25 protein-coding genes are annotated in these 24,732 nt (G+C 35.1%); 7 read left to right on the forward strand and 18 right to left on the reverse strand.

Annotation, left to right across the window (positions count from 1 at the left end; genetic code table 11):
* Nucleotides 1–183 precede the first annotated feature (183 nt).
* Nucleotides 184–648, forward strand: coding sequence for a tRNA (N6-threonylcarbamoyladenosine(37)-N6)-methyltransferase TrmO (tsaA, locus tag V1503_RS08920; RefSeq protein ID WP_410626390.1), 465 nt, complete (start codon nucleotides 184–186; stop codon nucleotides 646–648).
* Between the two features lie 107 nt (nucleotides 649–755).
* Here tsaA and V1503_RS08925 read toward each other — a convergent pair whose 3' ends face one another.
* The 3 genes from V1503_RS08925 to V1503_RS08935 all read right to left on the reverse strand — a co-directional run bounded on the left by V1503_RS08925 (nucleotide 756) and on the right by V1503_RS08935 (nucleotide 3,309).
* The gene (locus tag V1503_RS08925; RefSeq protein WP_410626392.1) at nucleotides 756–1,085 is read right to left on the reverse strand and encodes a group-specific protein; all 330 of its coding nucleotides are present in this window, start codon (nucleotides 1,083–1,085) and stop codon (nucleotides 756–758) included.
* Nucleotides 1,086–1,273: 188 nt separating this feature from the next.
* Nucleotides 1,274–2,734 carry an aspartate aminotransferase family protein gene (locus V1503_RS08930; RefSeq protein WP_410626394.1) on the reverse strand — a complete coding sequence of 487 codons (1,461 nt, stop codon included), beginning with the start codon at nucleotides 2,732–2,734 and terminating at the stop codon, nucleotides 1,274–1,276.
* Nucleotides 2,735–2,748: 14 nt separating this feature from the next.
* Nucleotides 2,749–3,309, reverse strand: a complete 561-nt coding sequence (locus V1503_RS08935) for a TetR/AcrR family transcriptional regulator (protein ID WP_214484163.1) — start codon at nucleotides 3,307–3,309, stop codon at nucleotides 2,749–2,751.
* A gap of 653 nt (nucleotides 3,310–3,962) precedes the next feature.
* Between V1503_RS08935 and V1503_RS08940 the strand changes: the two genes are divergently transcribed.
* The 3 genes from V1503_RS08940 (at nucleotide 3,963) to V1503_RS08950 (ending at nucleotide 7,486) form a co-directional block, all read left to right on the forward strand.
* Complete coding sequence (locus V1503_RS08940) at nucleotides 3,963–5,492, forward strand: xylulokinase (RefSeq protein ID WP_410626396.1); 1,530 nt, start codon at nucleotides 3,963–3,965, stop codon at nucleotides 5,490–5,492.
* A 108-nt stretch (nucleotides 5,493–5,600) separates the two neighbouring features.
* Nucleotides 5,601–6,833: an MFS transporter gene (locus tag V1503_RS08945; protein ID WP_320259178.1), complete on the forward strand. Its 1,233-nt coding sequence runs from the start codon at nucleotides 5,601–5,603 to the stop codon at nucleotides 6,831–6,833.
* A complete protein-coding gene (locus V1503_RS08950; protein ID WP_320259179.1) occupies nucleotides 6,833–7,486 on the forward strand; it encodes a class II aldolase/adducin family protein in 654 nt (217 codons plus the stop codon). The genes V1503_RS08945 and V1503_RS08950 overlap by 1 nt, the downstream gene beginning before the upstream one ends.
* A 99-nt stretch (nucleotides 7,487–7,585) precedes the next feature.
* Here the strand turns inward: V1503_RS08950 and V1503_RS08955 are convergent, their stop codons facing one another.
* The gene (locus tag V1503_RS08955; protein ID WP_214484167.1) at nucleotides 7,586–8,635 is read right to left on the reverse strand and encodes an acyltransferase family protein; all 1,050 of its coding nucleotides are present in this window, start codon (nucleotides 8,633–8,635) and stop codon (nucleotides 7,586–7,588) included.
* 376 nt (nucleotides 8,636–9,011) lie between these two features.
* Between V1503_RS08955 and V1503_RS08960 the strand changes: the two genes are divergently transcribed.
* Nucleotides 9,012–10,067, forward strand: coding sequence for a beta-propeller fold lactonase family protein (locus V1503_RS08960; protein ID WP_410626400.1), 1,056 nt, complete (start codon nucleotides 9,012–9,014; stop codon nucleotides 10,065–10,067).
* A gap of 211 nt (nucleotides 10,068–10,278) precedes the next feature.
* On the opposite strand, the gene V1503_RS08965 is transcribed toward V1503_RS08960, so the two are convergent.
* From V1503_RS08965 to V1503_RS08975, 3 genes are all read right to left on the reverse strand, one after another.
* Entirely contained in the window at nucleotides 10,279–10,977 is a 699-nt protein-coding gene (locus V1503_RS08965) for an aspartate/glutamate racemase family protein (protein WP_410626402.1), read from the reverse strand.
* Nucleotides 10,978–11,246: 269 nt separating this feature from the next.
* Nucleotides 11,247–11,684 (reverse strand): GNAT family N-acetyltransferase, encoded by a 438-nt coding sequence (locus V1503_RS08970; RefSeq protein ID WP_410626404.1) that lies wholly within the window; start codon nucleotides 11,682–11,684, stop codon nucleotides 11,247–11,249.
* A gap of 152 nt (nucleotides 11,685–11,836) precedes the next feature.
* A complete protein-coding gene (locus V1503_RS08975) occupies nucleotides 11,837–12,457 on the reverse strand; it encodes a DJ-1/PfpI family protein (protein WP_410626406.1) in 621 nt (206 codons plus the stop codon).
* 331 nt (nucleotides 12,458–12,788) lie between these two features.
* On the opposite strand from V1503_RS08975, the gene V1503_RS08980 reads away from it, so the two are divergent.
* Entirely contained in the window at nucleotides 12,789–13,076 is a 288-nt protein-coding gene (locus tag V1503_RS08980) for a hypothetical protein (protein ID WP_410626408.1), read from the forward strand.
* Nucleotides 13,077–13,275: 199 nt separating this feature from the next.
* On the opposite strand, the gene V1503_RS08985 is transcribed toward V1503_RS08980, so the two are convergent.
* The 8 genes from V1503_RS08985 to iadA form a co-directional block, all read right to left on the reverse strand.
* Nucleotides 13,276–13,989 (reverse strand): hypothetical protein, encoded by a 714-nt coding sequence (locus V1503_RS08985; RefSeq protein ID WP_410626410.1) that lies wholly within the window; start codon nucleotides 13,987–13,989, stop codon nucleotides 13,276–13,278.
* Nucleotides 13,990–14,114: 125 nt separating this feature from the next.
* Complete coding sequence (yidC, locus tag V1503_RS08990) at nucleotides 14,115–14,924, reverse strand: membrane protein insertase YidC (protein ID WP_410626412.1); 810 nt, start codon at nucleotides 14,922–14,924, stop codon at nucleotides 14,115–14,117.
* Nucleotides 14,873–15,238, reverse strand: a complete 366-nt coding sequence (locus V1503_RS08995) for a hypothetical protein (protein WP_410626414.1) — start codon at nucleotides 15,236–15,238, stop codon at nucleotides 14,873–14,875. The genes yidC and V1503_RS08995 overlap by 52 nt, the downstream gene beginning before the upstream one ends.
* Before the next feature lie 215 nt (nucleotides 15,239–15,453).
* Complete coding sequence (locus tag V1503_RS09000) at nucleotides 15,454–16,020, reverse strand: hypothetical protein (protein ID WP_410626416.1); 567 nt, start codon at nucleotides 16,018–16,020, stop codon at nucleotides 15,454–15,456.
* Between the two features lie 14 nt (nucleotides 16,021–16,034).
* Nucleotides 16,035–17,174 carry an NAD(P)/FAD-dependent oxidoreductase gene (locus tag V1503_RS09005; RefSeq protein ID WP_410626417.1) on the reverse strand — a complete coding sequence of 380 codons (1,140 nt, stop codon included), beginning with the start codon at nucleotides 17,172–17,174 and terminating at the stop codon, nucleotides 16,035–16,037.
* Nucleotides 17,175–17,212: 38 nt separating this feature from the next.
* Nucleotides 17,213–17,452, reverse strand: coding sequence for a sulfurtransferase TusA family protein (locus tag V1503_RS09010; protein ID WP_250886796.1), 240 nt, complete (start codon nucleotides 17,450–17,452; stop codon nucleotides 17,213–17,215).
* 28 nt (nucleotides 17,453–17,480) lie between these two features.
* The gene (locus tag V1503_RS09015) at nucleotides 17,481–17,882 is read right to left on the reverse strand and encodes a DsrE/DsrF/DrsH-like family protein (protein ID WP_214484177.1); all 402 of its coding nucleotides are present in this window, start codon (nucleotides 17,880–17,882) and stop codon (nucleotides 17,481–17,483) included.
* A gap of 277 nt (nucleotides 17,883–18,159) precedes the next feature.
* The gene (gene iadA / locus V1503_RS09020; protein ID WP_320259191.1) at nucleotides 18,160–19,329 is read right to left on the reverse strand and encodes a beta-aspartyl-peptidase; all 1,170 of its coding nucleotides are present in this window, start codon (nucleotides 19,327–19,329) and stop codon (nucleotides 18,160–18,162) included.
* A 188-nt stretch (nucleotides 19,330–19,517) separates the two neighbouring features.
* Between iadA and V1503_RS09025 the strand changes: the two genes are divergently transcribed.
* Nucleotides 19,518–20,444 carry a manganese-dependent inorganic pyrophosphatase gene (locus V1503_RS09025; protein ID WP_410626420.1) on the forward strand — a complete coding sequence of 309 codons (927 nt, stop codon included), beginning with the start codon at nucleotides 19,518–19,520 and terminating at the stop codon, nucleotides 20,442–20,444.
* A gap of 215 nt (nucleotides 20,445–20,659) precedes the next feature.
* On the opposite strand, the gene V1503_RS09030 is transcribed toward V1503_RS09025, so the two are convergent.
* From V1503_RS09030 to splB, 3 genes are all read right to left on the reverse strand, one after another.
* A complete protein-coding gene (locus V1503_RS09030) occupies nucleotides 20,660–21,706 on the reverse strand; it encodes an ATP synthase beta subunit C-terminal domain-containing protein (protein ID WP_410626422.1) in 1,047 nt (348 codons plus the stop codon).
* A gap of 436 nt (nucleotides 21,707–22,142) precedes the next feature.
* Nucleotides 22,143–23,357 carry an NAD(P)/FAD-dependent oxidoreductase gene (locus V1503_RS09035; protein ID WP_410626424.1) on the reverse strand — a complete coding sequence of 405 codons (1,215 nt, stop codon included), beginning with the start codon at nucleotides 23,355–23,357 and terminating at the stop codon, nucleotides 22,143–22,145.
* 242 nt (nucleotides 23,358–23,599) lie between these two features.
* Complete coding sequence (splB, locus tag V1503_RS09040; protein WP_214484182.1) at nucleotides 23,600–24,628, reverse strand: spore photoproduct lyase; 1,029 nt, start codon at nucleotides 24,626–24,628, stop codon at nucleotides 23,600–23,602.
* Between the last annotated feature and the right edge of the window lie 104 nt (nucleotides 24,629–24,732).

Below are 24,732 nucleotides of genomic sequence, written 5' to 3' on the forward strand. Positions count from 1 at the left end.
ATGACATAACATCTTAGCACCATTGCCCAAACCATCATTTAAACAAACGTTTGATTAAACTCTTACTGTCGTACTAATAACTAAGCGAAAAGCATGAACTAAAACTGCGCGTTGCAATTACATATATATCAATAACTATCTAAGAGTAATCCATTAAAACTATGAAGTAAGAAAGGAGAATATATGTATTCATTAAAGCCGATCGCTTACGTTAAAAATAATAGAAAAGAAATAGCAGATGACAATTGGGGAGATGTATTATCATTAATAGAACTAACAGAAGATTTTTCAGAAGAGAGCTTATTAGGAATTGAAGAATTTTCTCACATTGACGTCATTTTTTTATTCGACAAGGTGGCTGATAGTGACACCCACTTCTCAGCAAGACATCCCCGCAATAATCAGAACTATCCAAAGGTCGGCATCTTTGCTCAGCGTGGTAAAAACCGCCCGAACAAACTCGGCTTAACTACTGTAAAGTTAGTAAAACGAGAAGGCAAGACACTGTTTGTAACAGGTCTAGATGCAATTCATAACACACCAGTCATAGACATCAAACCTGTTATGGAAGAGTTTTTACCTAAAGGAACAATTAAACAGCCGAGGTGGTCGATAGATTTAATGACTAATTATTGGAAAGAACAATAACAAGAGGAAATGAAGGCTTTTAATATGTAGAGACATGGTCATTCGACAACAGCTCTAGGAAAAGGTGAGATCACTTACCCTTATATGTAAATACGAAAAACAACAACCTACGCCGAAACCAGCCTTATTAAATCATCTATAGTACCTATGCATTTCTCTATGCCATTTAAGTGATAAAAGGTAGTTGTAGTTTCAAAGTCATTTATATCTTCACTTTCTGAATAAAGATAAACCTTTTTCCCTCTGCCAAGTGAGATACCTAATTCAACATGACTACCTTTACCTGCTGGGAATAAAACTACTAAAAAATCAGCTTCACATACTGCATCTTTCTCTTTTTGACCAATATGCCTAAGCTGATCAATAGTCAATGCCCTGTTATTTTTAGTCCAATCATACGTTTGAGTATTGCCTTTAGCTATTAGTTTTTCACTCACATACTTCACAAAGCCATGCGTGTTTGGCGATAACCTACTAAAACTACAGTAATATCTTCAATAAACATTACGATAACGCTAGTTATTACATAAGCACAGATTATTAAGGGTGTACATACAAAAAAGGTGTCTCTTAACGTTAATTATAAGACACCCCTCATCTTCATCTTATTTCATCCAATTAACAGTTAAACATGCGCACCTTCAATTTTTTGAAAAACTCGCTCAAAACGATTAAGTGCATCATCAATCACTTCATCAGTATCTGCCAAGCTAGTATATAGTCTACTTCCTGCCAGCGAAACGATTCCTTCCGCCATATAAGCAGCACCCATCTCCTCCATCATGTGCTTCCGTTTTTTAATTTCGCCGAGTGCACTTAAAATATTGATTCCTAATTTGACAAACATCGCTGCCGCAGTTTCTAGATGACATATAGATCCTTGGTTAAAGGCGACAAAAGGTAGATTATATTTATTAATAAGTTCATTAAGCCCCTTCGTTAAACGATCCCCTGCCCTTCCTGCAACTTCACATGCGTTTGTTTTTTCAATTTCTAGTATTGTATAGTAGCCAGCAAGCGCACTTAACGGATTTGCAGCTAATGTTCCGCCAACATATGCTCTTTTTTTACCACTTTCCAAACCTGCAGCAAGTCGTTCAATTAAATCCTTTCGACCTCCAACACCGCCCGCAGCTGGATACCCACCAGCAATTACTTTTCCAAACACCGTCAAATCTGGTTTTACATCAAAATAGCCTTGAGCTCCTCCTAAACCTATGCGAAAACCAGTTACAACCTCATCGAATATGAGAAGAGCTCCAAACTCATCACAAAGTTTGCGAACTTCATGATTGTAATCTTCGTATATCGGTCTCGTACCGCTCTCTGGACCAACTGGTTCAACTATTACACAAGCTGTACCACCCTTTAGCTTATTAAGCTGTAGCTGCCTTCTTAATGCACCTAAGTTATTTGGCTTTACTTCTTGCGTATGCCTAGTACTTGCTCGAGGTATACCGTGTGCTTCAAATCTACCTGTACCTGGGATCTTTAATCCATAAACCATTTGGTCACTCCAGCCATGATACGCACCGCCAATTTTGACAACCTTTTTCTTCCCAGTTGCAAGTCTAGCAATTCTGATTGAAGCCATCACGGCTTCTGTACCACTTCCTAGCATACGAAACATTTCTACTGCAGGCATGTGTTTATTAATTAACTTTGCAATCTTAAATTCATATTCGTGGAATAGTCCAGTAACAGGTCCACAATCATTTAATAATTCAATTACTTTTTCTCTAACTGGTTTATAATTACTCCCCAAAATAATGGGCCCACCTGATTGTAGAAAATCAATATATTTATTCCCATCAATATCCCACAAATAAGCTCCTTCTGCTTTGTTTACGACAATAGGGTATGGATAATTAAACGCTAAATTATGCTGCACACCACCAGGAATATATTTTTTTGCCTCTGTAATCATTTCTTTAGATTTACTACATTTAGTTTCATAGTAATCTAGATATTCTTTCATCGCTTCACGTTTAATCGGCCTTATCGGCTGTTGCATTAAATGATCAAGTTTGTTGTAAATTTCCGCTGTATCGTGCCATGTTGAGATTGCGTATCCTTTCTTTTCCATAGAAAGACACCCCTTTATTCTTCGGTAATTCCTTTAAAAATCATATCTAAAATGTGATCTAATTCCGAAGTTGCACCTACTTTAGAATCTTCTTCAAGCCACCTGAATAAGAGCCCATAATAACTACCCATAATTAACGTAACGATCTCACTTTGTGAAAAAGTTGCTTTGATCTCACCTTTTTCCTGACTTTCTCTAATTAAGTTTTCTAATATTCTTCTAATTTGCAAGTAAGGAGTTTCCTTATCACTTTTATTAATAATTGATGAGAAAACTACACGCCCTGTAAGCTGTAAATAGGGTAAAGAATCTTCTAGAAGTCTAAGCATAATGGTTCTAATCTTTTCAATTGTTTGCGAGGATTTATAAAGTGGGTCGTCCATTAAATCTAATAGATCAGCTACTTCTTCTTCTGCAATTCCAATCAACAAACTTTCTTTATTCGGAAAATGCTTAAAAAAAGTACTCTTTGCGATATCTGACATTTCTGTAATGTCCTCTATTGATGTTTTCTCATAGCCTTTATCTCGGAATAAATAACGCGCTGACTTGAGAATATTTGTTGTGGTTTTCATTTTCTTACGCTCTCGCCTGGATAGGTTATACGAACTATGATTGTTAATGTTTTTTCCTCCTAGTTACGCTTTTTCCTAGGCTCTTTTCGTATACATTGAAGCTATAACTATCTTTTTAAGTGCTCAATGGGTTTGTATAGGATAATCATTGTATTTAAGATGAGGATACGTGTTTATTCCTTCATACGAAAACAGCCTTTTCCTAATAACGGTATTATATATCAGTCTATTTTTATTGTAAAGTCTGAATATAAAATATATTCTAATTATATACTTGATTATTAAATCGTACTAAGGTATACTTTTCTCAGAAAAAACTATTTCCATATTTGGAATAGCATATATAATATAGTTAGAGGCTTTTCTATCATGTGTATTTTTCTGAATTTTCAGTACTTTTTATGCCACCTTCATCTACCATGACTCCATATTAAAAGTAAAATATGCATCACCACTGCGCTTACAACTACAGGAATCTATTATTTTCCAAACTCTTTATCATGAACTTTGTAGCATTAATTACTTATTGTCATTACAAGATCGAAAAATTATCAGTAGAAGAAAAGATGCTGTAATTTAATTGGCTACGGTGTATTTCTTAGTAACACAAATCAATACGAATGTAGCCTTTAATCTATTAGTGGAGGTTTTGTATGGGGGGGAAATACTTAATTTCTCATGATGTAGGTACGAGTTCCAATAAAACAGTTCTTGTAAATACAAACGGAAAAATCATTGCTAGTGCTACTGCTTCCTATCCTTTACTCACACCACACCCAAATTGGGTAGAGCAACAACCTGAAGACTACTGGAACGCAATCATTAAAACGACAAAACAAGTGTTAGAATTAGCAAGCGTATCACCACAAGAAGTATTAGGAATCATTTTCACGACTCAAGCAATGGGTATAATACCCATTAATAGCGATGGTCAAGTATTACGACCTAATATATCGTGGGTAGATGGTCGAGCTGAACTGCAAGCAAAAAGAATTATGAGGAAATTTCTAGGGGAACAGCTTTTTAAAGCGGTTGTTGGCGTAAAATTAATGGGCAAAGATGTGATCCCAAAACTTCTATGGATCAAAGAAAAGGAACCTACGGTATATCATGAAACGAAGTATTTTTTAGACGTAAATGGCTTTCTTAAATTTAAATCAACCGGCAATCCAGTCATTGATTGGTCTGGTGCATCATCCTATGGGTTTGACTTAAAGAAAAAAGATTGGTTAAAGTTCTTCTTTCAACTTTGCGGTATTGATACGAATAAACTTCCACCTCTTGTGCGCTCAATAGATAATGTTGGTGGCCTTACTAAAGAGGCTGCTGATGCAATGGGATTGCTTCAAGGGACCCCTGTCTTCGGTGGTTGTGATGACGTGCAAAGTGCTGCAGTTGGTGCCAATGCAGTTGGTGAAGGGGAAGCCCATATTTACCTCGGGACTTCTGCATGGGTATGTGTTTCAACTTCAAAAAACTTAAAGCATAAAAATGGTGCTGCTGTTATTCAAAGTGCCGATCCCAACATGGCTCATGTTGTGGGTATTACTGAAGCTGCTGGATCTTGTATCCAATGGATTGCTGATCAATTCTACTCTCACGAACAGCAAGATCCGAATGTTGATAATATATTTGATCTTATGGATGAAGATGTAAAGAAAATCCCTCCTGGTTCTGACTATTTAGTTTGTACTCCTTGGATGCTAGGAGAAAGATGTCCAGTGAGTACTACTACCACTAGGGCCACATTATTTAATATAAGCCTAGAACATACAAGGGAACATATGATGAGAGCTGTCTATGAAGGTGTCTCTTACAACTTAAGTTGGATTTTAGAAAACTTCAAACGTGATTACGGGTTTGATGTTTCAACATTAAAGTTAATTGGAGGAGGCTCCCTTGACAACCAATGGATGCAAATATTATCAGATGTAACACAAAAGCCTGTCACCACAGTGTTACAACCACAAATGGCCGGTGCCGTTGGTGGAGCAATTTGTGCAGCGATTGGACTTGGTATCTATGATGATTTTAACTGTGTTAATGATTTAATAAAAACGGATAAACATTATGAACCCAATGTACAAAATGCTCAAATCTATAGTCAGTTATTATCATCCTATAAATCAATCTACTACTCTTTAAAACAATCTTATGCCGATTTAAATTCGGCTCGATTCTAACAGAAGACTCTTTTCCGTTTACATCGTTTGCTATTTCCACAATACTACTCAAGTTATAGAAAAGATAACTAGAAAATCTACCTAATAAAAAATGATATGGAGGTTGGTATGGAAAAACCTAAAATCTACCGTTACAGATGGGTTATTCTTGTTTCAATGATTCCAATTCTTGCTACAACCAATTTATTTTGGTTAACTTTCGCTCCAATAACTCGTATCGCAGAAGATTATTACAACGTTTCTAGTCTTAGCATTGCATTTTTATCAATATGTTTTATGGTTGTGTATATCATAATGACCTTACCAGCTTCTTGGCTCGTTGATACGTATGGTTTTCGCATCGCTGTTGCAGTTGGCGCTATTATTACTGCCGTATTTGGCCTATCAAGAGGGTTTATGTCGTCAAGCTTTACTATAGTAGTTATTTCACAAATCGGTGTTGCTATCGGTCAGCCATTTCTAACGAATTCCATAACAAAGGCTGCTGCACGTTGGTTTCCTGTTGATGAAAGGGCTACCGCTACAGGAATTGCATCTATGGCTACTTATATCGGGATGATCATAGCCTTAGTGTTAACCCCAATTCTTACTGACCAGTACGGCTTAGAAAGTATGTTGAGCATATATGGTATTGTTGCGCTCATCTCTGCTTGCATATTTTTAATTTTATCCAAAGAGCATCCGCCGACATCTCCAAGTATCGATAAAGAGACTGAACAAACCTTTTCATTTAAAGGGTTACAGCAGATGTTATACAAAAGAGATTTTATCGTGTTAATGGCGTGTGTTTTTATCGTAATGGGTGTATTCAATGCAGTGATGACCTGGATTGAAAATATCCTTAGTCCTAGAGGTGTCACCCCTTCTCAAGCAGGTATCGCTGGCGGTGTATTAGTTATATTAGGCCTCGTTGGAGCTGTTATCCTCCCAATTATTTCAGATCGTCTCCATCAACGCCGTTTACTTTTAATCATTCCATTAATTGCATCTATACCTGGTTTTATTGGGCTTACTTTTTTTCACCAATATAGCTTAATCCTTCTGTCTTGTGCATTTCTAGGATTTTTCATGATGGGAGTTGGTCCAATCGCTTTTCAATATGGCGCAGAGATCGCTAATCCAATCCCAGAAGGTACATCCTATGGCATGCTTATGCTAATGGGGCAAATTTCAGGTGTGATATTCACTTATAGTATGGATGCATTTAGAGTTAGTTCAACTGGATCACTAACGCCTGCCATGATCATACTTATAGGTTTAATGTTAATTGGGTTATTTCTGACGTCTAAACTAAATGAATCAACCATGATTTTATCAAGTGAACATAAGGAGGAAATGTAATGGAAGTTACTGAAGTGAAGAAGATGGTTTGTGACGCAGGAAAGAGACTACTTTCCAGCGGACTTGTAGAAGGAACTTGGGGAAATATTAGTGCAAGAGTTAATGAGAACACAATGGTTATCACACCAAGTGGTAAAAATTATGCAGATCAAACACCTGATGATATGGTCGTTGTCAATTTGGAGGATTTAACATATGAAGGTGAGCTAAAACCTTCCACAGAATGTGGCTTACATGCGGAAATATATAAGGAAAGAAAAAATGTAAATTCCGTTATTCATACTCATTCCCTTCACGGGTGTACAGTTGCCGCTGCTCGTAAAGAAATCCCTCCAATATTAGATGATATGGTACAAATTGTAGGGCCGAGTATTAGAGTGGCTGACTACGCAATATCAGGCACAAAAAAACTCACAAAAAACGTTATTAAAGCACTTAAAGGCAGAAATGGTGCTCTATTAGCTAATCACGGTACAATTTGTGTAGGCAGATCGATTGACGAAGCATTCGTTACGTGTCAAGTACTTGAAAAAGCATGTCGGATATTTATTGATGTACAAAGTATCGGTGGTGCGGCTCAAATAAATAAAGTAGAAGCCATTGCAATGCACCAATATTATTTAAAAAAATATTCTAAAAGACAGTCAATATAACACTTTAATAACATAGAGGCTGATACATGTAAGTGATTGTATCAGCCCCTTTCATTGCTATAATAAGAACGTATATTTCCACACTTTCGTTCAGCATTTTTAAGCTGCTTTGTTAACGGAATCATATGGCTTCCTAACATTCATTGTTTCAAATTTGCATTCAATGGCCGATCTTGTCAAGAACAAGACTGGCCTAGAACTCAATCCAAATGTGATGATTATCGTTAACAACGGAATAATAATAATATGCCATACACTTCCAGTAGCGTACCAATCTAGTGTTTTAATGAATTTAATAAAAAAGAAATGCAAAATAAATACATACGAAGTTCTAAGACCTAAAGGCGTAAAAAACATCTGTTTTTTTGGAACCCAAGGTAAAAAAGAAATAATACCACAAAGCATAACTACATAAACCATCATGCGAAAGAATGACCCATACAAAGCAGAATGTCCAATTGTATCAAAAGAATATTTACCTAATAGGTACATTCTCATTGTAGATGGATCCAAAACTAGAAATATAGCCAAACAAAAAATAAATAATGTAATAGATATGATCTTTCCATAACTTTGTTTTACCCAATGGAAATATGCTGGTTTCATATAATAGCCAATAAGGAAAAACGGAAAGAACACAAAAGTTCTTGAAATACTAAAGTATGATTCTGCACTATCTACATAACCAATTCCAATTCCAAATAGAAAAGCAAATACGAGTGAATATGGAATTTTCGTAAATATAAACAACATTAAATTCCAACAAAACATACTCAACAAAAACCACATACCCATCGTTGGCATAAATAATGACAGTTGAAATGTATCGTAATCGTATAAAACATAATTGTAATAAGAATAAATGATTTCGAATAAAACATATGGAAATAGCGTCTTTTTAATAACCTTATTTATGAATCCCTTTTTATAAAAGCTTTTAGAAAAATATCCTGCAATCAATATTAGAGCAGGCATTCTAAAAGCAGCCAAGAAATTGAGCATTACATTTAGAAATTCATTTTGCGTCCTAAACATACTGCTTAAATGACCAAATACAACCAACAAAACTAGAATAAATTTTGCATTATCAAAAAAAGGGTCTCTACTCTTCTTTTGTGTAATATCTTTGCTGATAGCAAAACACCCCATCATTAATTATCAATAATCTAACTAACAAAATATTAGTTTCAATACATTTACTACTGTTAGACGTCCTTAAACCCTAAATCGTTACAATATATATGTTGTTATTTACTACCAATAAAACAACTAGGAAAAAATCAAGTATGGAATCATTCTGAATCACTCTATTTATTTGTTTTAACCGACATCTCGCCGTTAAAAAAGTTGACTCTCTACCATAACAGAGAATCAACTTTTTTTCATTACTTAACAGGTTTCTCCAACAGCTACTTCCTTCTGTAGCGCTATACTCTTCTCCTACAAAAAAATCTAGGAACTGGAAAAAAACAAGTTATAGCTTCATATGATTGTATTATCCATACTTTTGAAGAGGTGATTCATATTGACCATAGCTGTCATTGATGTGAAAACACATAGCCTGATCACCACAATCCCTGTAGGTACTGGTCTTTTTGATACTTATGGGATGGCTATTACTCCCGATGGAAAACTAGTTTATGTAACAACTTTACCTGACTCAATATCTGTCATTGATGTGAAAACACATTCAATCACTGCTACGGTTGCAGTTGATGATTTGGCAGATGACTTCCCAGTTGATATTGCATTTACACCCGACGGTAAATTAGCTTACGTGACTAACCCTTTCAGCAAGAAAATTTCCATAATAGATGTAAAAACTCATTCAGTTATTTCTTCAATTCAAGTAAGTAGAAATCCTTTCATCGTAGATATTTCTCCAAATGGCAAACTTGCTTATGTTACAAATAAAGATATTCAAATTGTAGAGCCGAACACAATATCTGTTATTGACGTAAAAACTCATTCATTGATTAACACAATAGAATTTGCAGTTACTGATAACTTATTGGATATTGCATTCAACCCTGATGGTAGCATCGTTTATGTTGTTGGAAACTCACCTAACTCAACTGTTTTTGCGATTGATACAGACACACACTCAGTCATTGCTACAATTGTAGTTGGTGATTCTCCATTTAGCCTTAAATTTACCCCCGATGGCAAACTTGCTTATGTCGTTAACAGAGGAGGTGCATCAGTATCAGTTATCGATGTGAAAACTCATACAGTCATAGCAACTGTACCTGTGAATGCCTTATCAGGTAATATTGATTTTAGTCCTGATGGTAAGTTGGCTTATGTAACCAGTGAGACCTCTGATAATTTTTTAACTGCCATCAATGTGAAAACCCATTCAGTTATTGCGAATATCATGATTCCATTCGGACAATCCGATGTTACATTCACCCCTGACGGAAGACTAGCTTATGTGACTCATCAAAATGATGAGTTTGTCTCAGTGGTTGATGTTAAGACCCATACGGTGATTGCTACAGTTCAAATTAATTTTCGGCCTAGCACTGTTATATTCACACCAGATGGTAAGCTAGCTTATGTGACTCAAATTCTTATCTAATAGCATTATCGTAGATTCACAAGCCACTATGACCTTTAAGTAAATATGTGATAGCATGACAAGGTTTAACTTTCATCCAACTTCTTTTTTAACATTATAAAAAGACGTCCTTCTACACAATAAAGACGTCACGCTATACAATCATTTGTAATATTATATTACTCAAATATTCTTAGATGAATTTTTCTAAAACCCCTCCTACCTATTGCTCTTATTCCTCATTCATAGCATAATCAGCTGCTTTAATAGCATGGATCTTTGTCGTATCAAAGACAGGAACTGGTATGTCTTGCTCCTTTATAAGCATCGTTATTTCTGTACAACCGAGTATAATGCCTTCAGCTCCTTGCTCAATTAACTTATCAATAATCTCTACATATTGACGCTTGGATTCATCCCTTACTTTGCCTAAACAAAGCTCATTATAGATAATATTATGAATAATGTTGCGCTCTCGTTCATTAGGTACAATCACTTCTATATTATCATTCGATTGTAATCGCCCTTTATAAAATTCCTGCTCCATCGTAAACTTCGTTGCTAATAGTCCAATTTTTGTTATCCCACATTGCTTTATTGCTTCTCCCGTCATATCTGCAATATGAAGCACTGGCATTGTAATTGCTGTTTGGATATCCTCAGCCATTTTATGCATCGTATTTGTACAAATAAGTAAAAAATCTGCGCCACCTTTTTCTATACACTTTGCTGCATTGATAAGTTCGACGGTCGCTTCATCCCATTTCCCAGCAAATTGAAGATCTTTGATATGTTGAAAATCTACAGAGTACATTAAACTTTTTGCTGAATGGTGTTTTCCTAGTTTTTCTTTTACTCTTTCATTAATTAATTTGTAATATATAGAGGATGATTCCCAGCTCATTCCACCAAGCAGCCCGATTGTTTTCATTATATTTCTTCCCCCCTCATCAGCATAATCATTTGAACATTCAGATAATTAAAGTTTATTTTAACACCTTATGAGATAAATCATAGTGGATTAACTAATTACTTTCAAAATAATGCAATTGTAACAAAGATTATATATTTTAGTTTCTATTTTAAAATCTATCGTTCCTAAAATAGAAGATAAAAACGTCTTTTTACTCAACAGCCATCGTTGTACAGAAGAAAATATGCCTTAAACCTAGCTGTATACTTGTTACGAAAACAACCTTATTAAAAAACCTTATACATTAATTTATGAGGGCCAATTGGATAAATTTCAAATATATCACCTTGTGGTAAAAGGCCTAATTTCTCGTAGTAATCACATACAGATACACGCGCATTGCACCACCAAGAGTCCACATTTTTTTCATTCATCAATGCTTCTGCATAATTAATCAAACTACTACCTGCATTATTATTTCTATATTTCTTCAAAGTCGCCATCCCTCTTAGCCTATACTGTACATGACCGTCAATCAACGGGTGACACTCGTTATAGAACGAGGCTACACTTACTATGCTGTTATTTACAAAAGCTCCTAAATGAAATGATTGATGATGATGATCATGCTCGTACTTACATGCCTCTATTGTTTGATGAGGGCGCAATACTTCATTACGTATTTCATAAGTGTCTCCAGGGTTTATCTGTTTTACAGCTATCATGATTAAGCCCCTTTCTACATAAATTTACACTCAATTATTGTCGAGAAGAATGTAAAGTGATAAGTAACATATAATACTACACAAGATTAATTCGTATCGGTTAGGTATACTTCTAATTCCCTTCAAACTTATGCTAAAACAAAGATGATAGTCTAATTGCTATCAGTCCCACTCGTCCTCCACACCGTTCCCCTTCTCTCATACTCTAATCTCTTTTCCACTGCATAGGCTACATCCGATCCAACAAACCGTTCTATTAACCATAAAGCCAAATCAACACCTGACGTGACTCCTCTTGCAGTAAGTAACTTATTATCATCTACTATTCTTGCACCGATCACTTCACAACCTAGGGCGGCCATTTCTTTTGATGCTAGGTGATGCATTGTAGTTGTACGACCTTTTGTTATCCCACAAACCGCCATTAACATTCCACCTGTACATACACCACCAATAATCGTACCTTGTTCGTAAAATTGTTTGATTATCTGAGGTAAAACACCGCGTTCCGCTTCTTTTCTAGCACCCTGCTCCCCTTTATGGTTCCATCCACCCCCCGGAACTATTAACATATCTGGACGTTTTTCAACGGAGATTGTAGCATCTACATTTACCTTCAAACCATAAAAGCCTTTTACTTCCTTTTGCTCATCTAACGTGACAAGACTTACTTGAAAATAATCTTTGATTTCATTTGAACGCTTTAAAACTTCATAAGGAGCAATTGCATCTAATTCATCAAAACCGTTAAATAGTATAATTTGTATAACCATTTATACACCTCAAATCACGATGAATGTTATTCTAGTTATATCTTACTCTCGATTATAACATAAGAAAATTCTTAAATTTTTATATGTAAACATAAGAAAAACTTATCTTACCCACCTTTACAAACTACAAACTATATTCCTACTCTATACAAGTAGACCTATGCTCCAAGACACATACTTTTTTTGTAAATTATACATTTTGTCCAACCTCTTAAATGATCAGTTCATATACTAAAGTAGTTTTATATAAGGAGGTGTATGAAAACTGGCGTTTTGTGTCCGACTTAGAGAGCCTATAAATGCAGAAGTTGGGGTACAAGAATTTATTCAAGTGTGTACCTTCTCTACTACTGATGCAGATATAGATACAAAAGTATTAATAGCACTAGGAGATCACGATCAAGCTAATGATATAGAATTTGTATTTAGTGTTGGGACTCCAATAGAGTTTAATGAAGTAGGTGTTCATATCTTTGACCCTGTTATACTAAACACATGTGCCAACATTATTGGTACATTCAACAAACCTGAGGAATATCTATTTAATGTTGCATTACTAGAACAAACAACTAACGAACTCTTAGATTTTGAAGCGTCTACTGTCAAAGTATTTGATTAAATATTAGCACTCTTTCTATATTTATTACCGTAAAAAAACTACACCTCCTGTTATTACTAATCAGTAACATTGGAGGTGTAGTTTGATGTTCATAGGCTGTGATAGCAGCTATAATTAAATCCGAAATGAACAGCTAGCAATCGTTTCATCTGTCCTTATTTAGCCATTATATTAACAAATCTTTCAAGAAGTGCCTTTATTATTTAATGATAGATGAAGCGTCTCTTATCTTTCTTTCAAACAATATCTTTTTCGGTTTGACAAATCCATCTCGAAAATAATATTCTCTTTCATCACTATTTCCATCAAAGGCTGCTTTAAATTGTTGAGCTACATACTTTCGAAATGGAAAACTATTATATTTTTTCGGATTATAACTAAGCTTTAATTCAGGATAGTCATAGATTTTTCCTTCATAGACTAAATCTAGTTTGTTAGCGCTGCGGAAATCATTTGGTGAGACTAGTGAACTAGGCTTATTAAAAAGCTTTATACCACTACGTCTCAAAATCTCTGCAACAAACTGCGAACAAAAATAGGATGAAGGAACTTCAATTGGATGGTTAATAGGTACACCAAACAATCCTATAAAATTGTAATAGTACCATTTCCTATTCTTTTTAAAAGCTGCAATAAGTCGCAGCATTTTATTATAAATACGTTCATTTACTTCTAATTTATAAATAGCACACGTTGTTTCAGGGTACCAACTAAAAGTACCTTTCACAAAGTCCTCTTGTACAAATCCACCGTATAGAGGGTTAATTGGTTGCTTACGTCCAAAGCTAAATACTTCATTCAACTCTTTATCTAATGCTATTGAAGCATGATTATATGGGGCATGTGTGACAAGTTTAATTGTTCTATTAAGTGTTGTACCGGTATCCGTTAATAAAATATAAACTTCCTTCATAAATCTCCCCCCTCTATTCTCCTAATAAGATTACGATAATTATAAATGAGAATGTTAAGATTATAAACCCTGTATACCACAGTATTATTTGGCAAGAGACGAGATAAAAATCTGTCTATCATTAATTATTCTACAACATTGCCATTTGGCATTAGCCTCTTGTTAAAAAGAACATGCGCAATGACAGTTTGAAAAATCATAAATACTCCACCGACTGTCCAGTACAGAGGTAAAACTGCTGGAGCAGTTAACGAAAATAAGCCAATTAAAATTGGTGACACATAACCTATAAACGCAAATTGTTGTTGCTGTTGTGAGTTCATGCCCATTTTCGATACTTTATACTGAATCAAATAAACGAATGCTGCTATGAGCGCCATAATTATATCCGGTTGCCCGAGGTTAAACCATAGAAAGGAATGGGTAGCGATTTCAGGTGTGCGCTGAATCGCATAGTAGAAGCCAATTAAAATTGGGAATTGTATGATCATTGGTAGACAGCCAATCGATAAAGGATTAATCCCATGCTGTTGATAAAGTTCTAACATCTCTTGTTGCAGCTTTCTTTGTTCATCAGGCTTCATAGCTTTGTCTTTAAGCTTTTGTTGTATTTCCTCCATTTCAGGCTGAATCATGTTCATCTTCTCTTTCATGTTCAATTGGTTACGGTATTGTTTAATCATCATAGGCATTAAAATTAGCCTAATGATGATTGTTATCACAATGATAGATAATCCATAACTACCTTTAAACAGGGCTGCAATATATTGAATTAAATAAGAAAATGTATACACAAAATAATGATTAAACCATCCAGATGTATTGGCATCTATTGGCTCTGCCGTTGCTTGGCAGCCACTTAACAAGACCAATCCAATAATAACTAATAAACTACTCTTTTTCTTAAGAATTGTGAATACAGACTGACGTACCACAGTTTTCCTCCTCGTCTCATTTGTAATTTTGTTCTTAATGAGACCGGAAAACAATCTGAATCGTCATCAGGAGCTTCTTTCCGTTTTACTTTTGAATTGATCCAATGTTGTATAAGCTTAACCTCTCCTGATTTTTGTTGATCAAGTAAAGGAGATAGCTGAATGGATTGTAAGTATTCTTTATTTGAAAATTGATGTTTATTTACATATTTCTTAGAAATATAAAGGACTGCTGACACTACAAGTGCAGTAGTAATAAGTAAACTAAGTGAAAATATATAAGGGAAGATATTGTTTATCAATTCAACGAACATCTGTATTCACCTCCTGCTTGAATGTATCTTTGTATACGGACTACAACCTAAAAGGTTTCATTTTATATTACGGCTTTTATATTTACTTTGTTGTTAGAATCACCATAAAGGATTGCTTTCAAAAGATACCACGTAGATTTGTTATATATGTATTTATTTTTTTGTACTAATAAAATAGGCAACATACAGGATATGTCGCCTTAAGGATTTTGAGACTATTTCAGTTCTGTAGAAAGGGACTTCAAAAAAAACAACAGTAAACTCAAACCTTCTCTTGTCTCTCTATCAAACATTGATCTTGACAGTTGCATTGCAGTTAATGGATCTTTTCCTTTACGATCTAATTGTGCTTTGTTAAAAGCGTTAACTACACCTTCAGCCATATTAATTGAACCATTCTGTAACATCACATCAGCTACTTCGATCATTTTTATTGATTTTTCAAACATATCACTAACCATAGAACTAGTCATAGCTTGTTTCATACCATTTATCAGCTCAGCCAATTGAGCTAAAGTTGTTAATACGCCATTTTCTTCTAGCTGCTTAATTTCAACTAACGTCTGTTGTAAACTTTTACTTACTTCAACGAGAGTTGTCAATAATTCTATCGTTTCAGGCTGAATTATTTGATCAGCTACTTCAGTAATCTTTACCGTTTTATGAGCTAGCTCTGAAACCATTTCTCCAGTTGTTGCTTGACTAACAGCATCCATTAATTGCTTTATTTTATCACTCGTTTGATCAACCACTAAGTGTTCTCCTTGCTCACTAGTACTCAATATGAACACCTTCTTTACAAAATTCCTCTTGCGTTTAGCCAATATAACTCACCATAGACTAGCTTGAACCAATGTAGAAAATCAGAAGTGGCAACTGGTTTAGGTGGTGTATGATAGTCGAATGTAATCATACTTGCGTCCTCTAAACTGTTTTCTAAAAAACACGCGACTTTACCATTATATCTATGAGTTTCAGGTAAACCTTTAACACGATTCACAATATTAGGTACTAACACTTCTGTCTGATAATGTGCTGTGGAGCCAGCTTTGCTAATTGGTAAGTTAGTGGCGTCTCCTATCACATAAATATTATCTGATCCTGCCATTTTTAATGTATAACGATCTGTCGGAATGAAGCCGATCTCATCACCTAGTCCTGAATTTACAATCACTGGTGCCCCTTCATGAGATGGAATAGAAATGAGTAGATCATAAGAATGCTCCTCACCATCCATCGTCATTACAACCTTGCGTTGTGGATCAACTGATTCTACGTTGAAAAATGACTCGAATTCTATTTTGCGTTTCTCAAATTCCGGTTCTGCCCAAGCTGACACTGGTTGCAAGGAATGAATTCTACCTATTGGATATGTGTATTTAATCGTAATATCGTCTTTTATACCCCTCTTGCTAAAATAATCTTCTAACATTAGGGCTAATTCTAGAGGAGCTGCAGGACATTTATGAGGAACGTCAATCGTAATAAGAATTTTACCTTTTTTCATATCTACTAGCTTATCTCGTAATTTAATAGCCCCTTCAAGTGTGTAGAAATTATCTGCTCCCTCTTGTAAACCAGGGATACTATTAAAATTAGGGTGAGAGCCAGTAGCAATAACTAAAAAATCATAGGAATATTGAGTTGTCTTTGACTTTATCATATTTTTTTCAGGGATAATTTTTTCAATATCATCAAATTGTAAATGAACATTTCTATGGACGAGTGTGTCTTGCTGACGGATGAAATGTTCAGGGGCTTTTTCATTAAATACAACATATAAATAACCAGGCTGATAAATATGCTGTTCTGTATTAGAAATTAATTGAATCTCAACTTTATCTTCTGTTATTTCATCATTTAACTGCCGTGCTAATTTATTCGCTACCATCATGCCACCACTACCTGCACCGATGATAACAATCCTTTTTTTCATGGAGAAAAACACCTCTCCTTCCTTCAAATTACATAAAATTATCTCATTTTTCTGACCGCTATTTTGTACTCTTCTTCTATTCTTTTTAAATAAACTATTTCGTGACCCATTTTTTTGGCCCATTCGGGAATGTCAACAGCCGATCCTTTGTCGGATGAAAGAACTTCAATAATGTCACCTACCTTACTTGTTTTAATCGTTTTAATAAGCTCCATTAATGGACCTGGACAATATGAGCCACGAGCATCAATAGACCTTGTGATCATAACATCTGCCATAGGAATAACACCTCCAATAAATATTTTCTTACATAGTTATGACTTGTGAACCTTGTGTCATTGTTAAAAATTTGGTGACCCCTATAATATCATCGAAAACGTTAATCATATCATCTTGCTGCCAGCCCATAATATCCATTGCTAACGCACAGCCGTAAATATGCAAGTCCCCTACATCTTTTCCTTCTTTTAATAAATGATCAAATAAAGGAATATCTTTTAATAGCAGTTCTTTACCAACAACTCCTGTTTTGAATTCTTGCTTCTTGAATTGGTCAATACGAAACGACGTCAACGCATTCATTGTTACAAAAACATTTACCTTCATTCCTGACATCGATGCTACTGATCCGACTAATGCACCTGCATGTAATTTTTCAAGCTCGTCACTCATTAGAATAATGCCTATAGATGGTTGCTGCGCACTCACTTTTTATTCCTCCTTACTTAAAAATTTTATTTACAACTATATTATATATTACCCATACCCGTATAAGTGTTACAACTTCATGAACAGTATACTTCTTATCTTTTTTCTTCCAACAACTGTAACTAAAGTTGCTGGAAGTAAAAAACTTAAACGTCATTTATGTATAACTCGCCATTAACAGAGCTGTCTTCAACTCTTATTTCATTCACCTTTATACAAAAACAGCGAAAAAGGCACTAAACAATATTATGCTTAGTACCTTTTTACATATATCTAATTATTCAAATGTTCCTTTCACAATTACTTGCCTATCCTTGACCATCTGTTGTCCCTTTGCAAATACATGTTCAATATTAAGAGTTTGTTCATTTAGAATAACAATGTCTGCATCACTACCTTCTTTTAACAAACCCTTCTGTGGATACGCACCAATTGCTTTAGCAACATTAGAGGTTACGATTTTTAAAGCATCAGCAAGGTCGATATTTTTCTTCGTAACTAAATGCTTAAAAACAGTGTATAGAGTATCCACTTTACCTACATCTAACCCAATGATGTTACTGTTTTCATTATAAACAGGTAAGCTTCCATTTCCATCAGAGCTTATCGTAATGTTTTCGACCGGAACTTTATGATTAAAACATTCTACAACAGCATCACTCGGTGTGATTTCGTCATTGTTATAGACCTCTGCGTATGTTGATATATCAATACGACCACCAACTTGTGCAAACTGAATAGCTTGTTCTAGTAGCGCCTTCGTTCTTGAAACATGTGTAGGCATGAATTGAGTAATAGGAATGTCAGTTTCTTCTACAATTCGTAATAACTGATCAAGTCGAGCGCCTCCACTTCCTACATGGATATGCACCATACCACTTTTGCCACTTAACATACCTGCTACTCTTGCTTCAGAAGCTAAACGAATTATTTCTTGATCAGCCATTTGTGAAGACCGATGATCTGCAAGCGCAACCTTCACACCTATTACTTTATCAATAAACATAATATCCTTCTTCACACTACCTGTAATTGTGACACTCGGTATTGTATATGAACCTGTATGGATAAATGTCGTTATTCCTTCATGTTCTAAACCATGAGCCTTTGCGAGGAGGGATTCAATATGCCTTGTTTCACCATCTGTTCCGAGCAATCCAACGACGGTAGTGATTCCATTTTGCACAAGATCAGATAACACCACCTCAGGTGTTCTACTATAAAAACCAAGTTCGCCACCACCACCTATTAAGTGAACATGTTGATCAATAAACCCTGGAACGACGACCTTGCCCATTGCATCAATGACTTCAACATCAAATAGATCATGTTCTACAGAAATATCCTCAGCTATCTTTACGATTTTATCGTTAATCATTAATATGTCTGCTTTTCCGTGATAGTTAGGATTGTATATTTTACCATTTTTAATTAATATGTATGACATCTCTACTCTCCTATCTAATTTTCACCAATCATAACATAATTTACAAAACAGCCTACCGTTATCGATATAAATCTTTATTGTAAGTATTCATATATGATAAAATATGTTGTTAGTATATATATCTCATATTTTAATAAAGGATTTCGACTGGAATCCAATTAATAATGAATAAGTGAAGGAGAATATGAATGGAAAAAACACTCATTTTCGGACACAAAAATCCAGATACAGATACAATCTGTTCTGCAATAGCTTATGCGGAATTAAAAACACAAATTGGAATGAACGTTGAGCCTGTACGCCTTGGTGAAGTAAATGGAGAAACACAATTTGCTTTAGACCATTTCCATATAGATGCCCCACGTTTAGTTGAAACAGTTTCAAATGAAGTAAACAGTGTCATTTTAGTTGACCACAACGAGCGTCAGCAAAGTGTGGATGATATCAATAGCGTTCGTGTACTCGAAGTTATTGACCATCACCGTATTGCTAATTTTGAAACGAGTGACCCTTTGTATTATCGTGCTGAACCAGTTGGTTGTACAGCTACGATCTTAAACAAGCTATATAAAGAGCACGGTGTTTCAATTAAAAAAGAAATTGCTGGATTAATGTTATCTGCAATCATTTCTGATTCATTATTATTCAAATCACCGACATGCACGGAAGAAGATGTAGCTGCTGCTCGTGAATTAGCAGAAATTGCAGAGGTGAATCTCGAAGAATACGGCTTAAACATGCTGAAGGCTGGTGCAGATTTGAGTGATAAATCTCCTAGTGAGATGATATCCCTTGATGCAAAAGAATTCCAAATGGGTACTGCTAAAGTTGAAATTGCACAAGTAAACACAGTAGATACAGCTGATGTTCTTACTCGTAAAAACGACTTAGAAACAGCGATGTCAAATGTTATTAATGATAAAGATTTAGACTTGTTTTTATTCGTTGTAACTGACATTTTAACGAATGATTCAACTGCTATTGCACTAGGTGAATCTGCTAATGCTGTAGAAAAAGCATTCAATGTATCATTACAAGACAATACTGCTATTCTCAAAGGTGTTGTTTCACGTAAAAAGCAAGTTGTTCCTCAATTAACTGAAGCATTATCTTAAGAAATACCTAAGTAACATGCTGAAGGAATCTCACTTACGAAAAATGTAAAGTGTAAGCACGGACCAATACGTTTATACTTTTAAACCTATAAAAAGCTGTTTTTTGCACGTCACTTGTTGGCATGCTTAAAACAGCTTTTTTTCAATCTAACACTTACACAATATAGATTAAACTTCTACAACTTTTGCTCTTATGAGTAATTTAGTTACTCTAATTAAATAAGTTTCCCTACATAGTTCATCTTCTCAACGTCAACTGAATCAAATGATCCATCTAGTATCTTTCTAACATCACTTAACGTATCCTGAAGACTTACCGTCATTCCTTTCTGTCCACTATAAGACTCAGCAACATAGAATGGTTGAGTTAAATACGCCTCAAGTCGTTGTCCTCTCTTATACGTCTGTACTTCAAAGGCTGGTAGGCTTTTTTCTCCTTTAATATTTACTATTGAACGCAATTCACGGTAGCGACGTAATAATTTTCTTGCACGCTGTTGAATCGTAAGGTGGGTTGGATCAATATGTGCTCCTTCAAGAACTGAGGATGTTGAAAAAATGGGGTTCACTGCTGGAAACTTACGCCTTGCTGCAAGGTCAGCGTCAAATTGCCATAATGTTTCTAAAGGACCATACGGTAAGTCTTCATCGACTGCCTCACCCTTTAGATCAACAAGGAAAGTAGTTACTGATTCTACACCTACATCGTGTAGTCGTTCTTGCAAACGATGTATTTCACCTGAAATAACATGAGAGCGGTCTGATACAAAAGTAATTTCTTTCGTTTTCCCTATGCTAACCATCTTTTCATAAGCATCATCGATTGAATTTATTACGAGATCCACAATCTTTTCGATATCATTTATTTCTGGGTGCTCGCCTTCTGGTTTTAACATAATTGAATAATAGCCTTCTTTTTTTAGTCGCTCGAGCATTTCAGCAATGACGACTAGCTGCCCCATTCCAGGACGGGCTACTAAACCGACAGTTCCCCCTTTCGTTAACGGTGCAAACAAATCTAATGCTTTTATTCCCGTTTCAACCATGTTAACCTTCTCCCCTCTTAATATTAATTCGTCTAAACTACATTCTGCCAATGATGCAAGTGCAACCAACGTACGAACTTCAGAACGCCCTACAGGAATTTTTCCGGTACATAAATTAGAGACAGTAGCTGGCCGTAAACCTACAGATTTTGCAGCACTCGTTAAATTCGGAACTCTTCTACGCAATAAAGCGACATTTAGTCTTAAATTTTCCATAATAACACCTCCTTACTTTATATAGTAATATTTATTCCATTTAAAAGCAACTATAAATTACTCTTAAGAGTAATTTATTTTTCGTTTAGATTATGTAATGTATAATTTTCAACGCATAATATCATATTGCCCTATGTCATTTACAAAGGCTCTTTTCCCAAACTTTTCTCTATTGTGCAAATTAGTATCATAAAAAAATAGTATTATACTGTTTGCATCGTTGACAGAAGAAAAGATGCCACGAACGTTAGTTATAATCGTATTTATCTCTAATTACGTAAAGCAACAATTAGTGCGAAAACAGCCTTCACAAAACAATTGAGCTGTGTAGCATACGAACCCTTTTACTACACAGCTCTTAGTTAGCTTAAACATTCCTGACACTTCAGACAAAATAATTAAAACTAGATGCACTTATGCCCTTATTTACAACAGTCTACATAGATGAAGCTCGATGTTTTCCATACAGCTCCATCGCTGGATGTGAGCCCTTTGTTATGACATCTCTTAATATGTTTGCTAGCACTCCGCTATAAACCATTCCGTTATCACCATATGCATATATAAAATAACAGCTTGGGAATTCTTCATATTGTCCAATCATAGGTAATCCATCACGGGTGCCACCATAAAAAGCACCTAAATAATAATCTGGATTAACTGCTATGTTTGGGAACAATTTATTGAATTCCTCTACTAATTTCTTCTTTTTATGAATAATTTTCGAATCACGATCATTAGCATAGTGGGCATTCTCGTCCAAGCCTCCAATAATTATTCGACCGTCAGGTGTTGTCCGCATATAAATGTAAGGGCGAGCAGTTTCCCAAATCAATGTTTTGTTATACCAGCCTGAAAAGTCATCTACAGGATTAGTTACGATAGCATAGGAACTAGTTAAGTACCCATTTTTTTCTTTTTTAAATTCTAATCCTTCATATCCAGCAGCAATAATCACATGTTTTGCCCTAATAGCATGTTTATTTGCTGTAAAAAAAGTTGTTGAACCGTTATCTAACTTATGACCGTTAATTCTAGTTCGCTCATATATTTGAACTCCTCTCTGTTGAGACTCCATTAGCAGACCATGTGTATATTTATAAGGATTAATTTCCCCATCATCATAAATATGCAAAGCTAACTTCTTAGCAAAAGGATACCGCTCACTAATCTGACTTTCAGTTAATAGATCGACATGAAAGTGATGTTTATGAAGAAAGTGATATTCTTTGTTTAACTTTTTTACTCCTTCTTCATCACTAGCATAATAAAGGCTATCTCTACGGTTGAATTCCGGGTCTATTTTCATTTGCATTGCAGCTTTTTCGATGTCATTCATTGCTTCTTCACATAATTTTGTATGTAAAATAGCCGATTGTTCACCAAAACTATTGACTAGTTCGAATAACATTTTATCTCCCAAATATTGTATTAAAGCAGTGTTTACAGCTGTACTGCCTTGTCCAATTTGTCTTCTATCGACAACAGCCACCTTTAAATCAGTTTCACTGAGTAAATAAGCACATTGTGCACCAGAACTCCCTCCACCTATAATAAGAACATCACAATTGATGTCTTCTTCTAACACAGGATATGATGGAGGATTGTTATAAGTTGTCGGCCAATAAAATTTACCACTTTGCAAGTCCATAAAATAGCTCCTCATATATATTTTCTTAGGCTCTTTTCGTAGGCTTCTTTACTACAATTGTCAGTTTTAAAAGAGAGAAGGTACCAGAAATGCTACGGAAAAAGCAAGACTTTATCAAACTTTTTAAGAAAAGGCCCATGGCATAAAAGTAATATTGCAAGCTAGATCAACACCGAAGACTTATTGTAACTCTCATGTTTTATTGCTAGTTAAGGTTCTACATTTATCCATCAGAAAACAGCTTAAGTAAAATACTCAATTTTTGCTTCTGGAAAAAATTGATCTACATAACTTTCCAATGTATCTTTAAGTTCTGCCTCTTCATCTTTTTGATAGATATATTTTCCGATTCCATACCTCCCCCATTTATACCTTCTATCTTCTTCCTCCATTTTGAGCTTTGATTTTGGATAGTTTTTTTCGATCACACGTTTAGCTGGCTTCGTAAATCTATGTTGAATCATCTCAAAGGTAATATCATCTCTTTGTGTTTTTGGTAGCTGTTCATCTAGTTTGATGAATAAATTTCGATATCCCTCTTTCCACCCTTCATGCAAGTAAATAGGGGCTACAATAAAACCTAATGGATACCCTGCATCTACAACTTTTTTAGCTGCATCAATTCGATCTGATAATGGCGACGTACCTGGTTCAAAATTTTTTATGACATAATCTGCATTGATACTAAAGCGGAAGCGAGTTTTTCCGTTATGGTTAGCAGTTAACAAATGATCTACGTGGGAGAATTTTGTGACGAACCGTAATTTACCTAAATCACTTTGTCCAAAATACTCTATTGTTCGTTTTAAAGTATGTGTTAAGTGATCGATCCCTACAATATCTGAAGTACAAGAGGCTTCAAATCTTGTCTCCTCTGGTGAACGCTCAACCATATATTGATGAGCTTGATCAAGAATTTCTTCTACATTGACATACGTTCTAATATAAGGTTTGCTTCCCATTGTCGTTTGTAAATAACAATAATGACAATGTCCCATACATCCAGTCGCCAAAGGAAGTGCATATTCAGCCGAAGGCTTTGATGAATCAAATTTTAACGTTTTTCTAACACCTATCACTAACGTTGATTTAGCGTTACGATATTGTTGCAAATGACCTTCACCTGGTATATTCCTTACTTGATTATGAGAGGTCGTTTTTCTTATTTCGACGCCTAAGTCGTTAAATTTATCTAAAAGCTCTTCACCAAGCTTGTAAGTTATAGCATTAGGTTCATAGTAGACAAGCTGTGGCATAAAGGGCTTTACCATATATTTCACTTCCTTATCGTAATGTCCGAATTGTAACTTCATAAAATATAAGTCTCAGTCCCATGAATAATTAATGTTATAACCTACCGTAAATCCAATAGTCA

Source organism: Nanhaiella sioensis, assembly GCF_046557775.1.
Lineage (GTDB): Bacteria > Bacillota > Bacilli > Bacillales > SM2101 > Nanhaiella > Nanhaiella sioensis.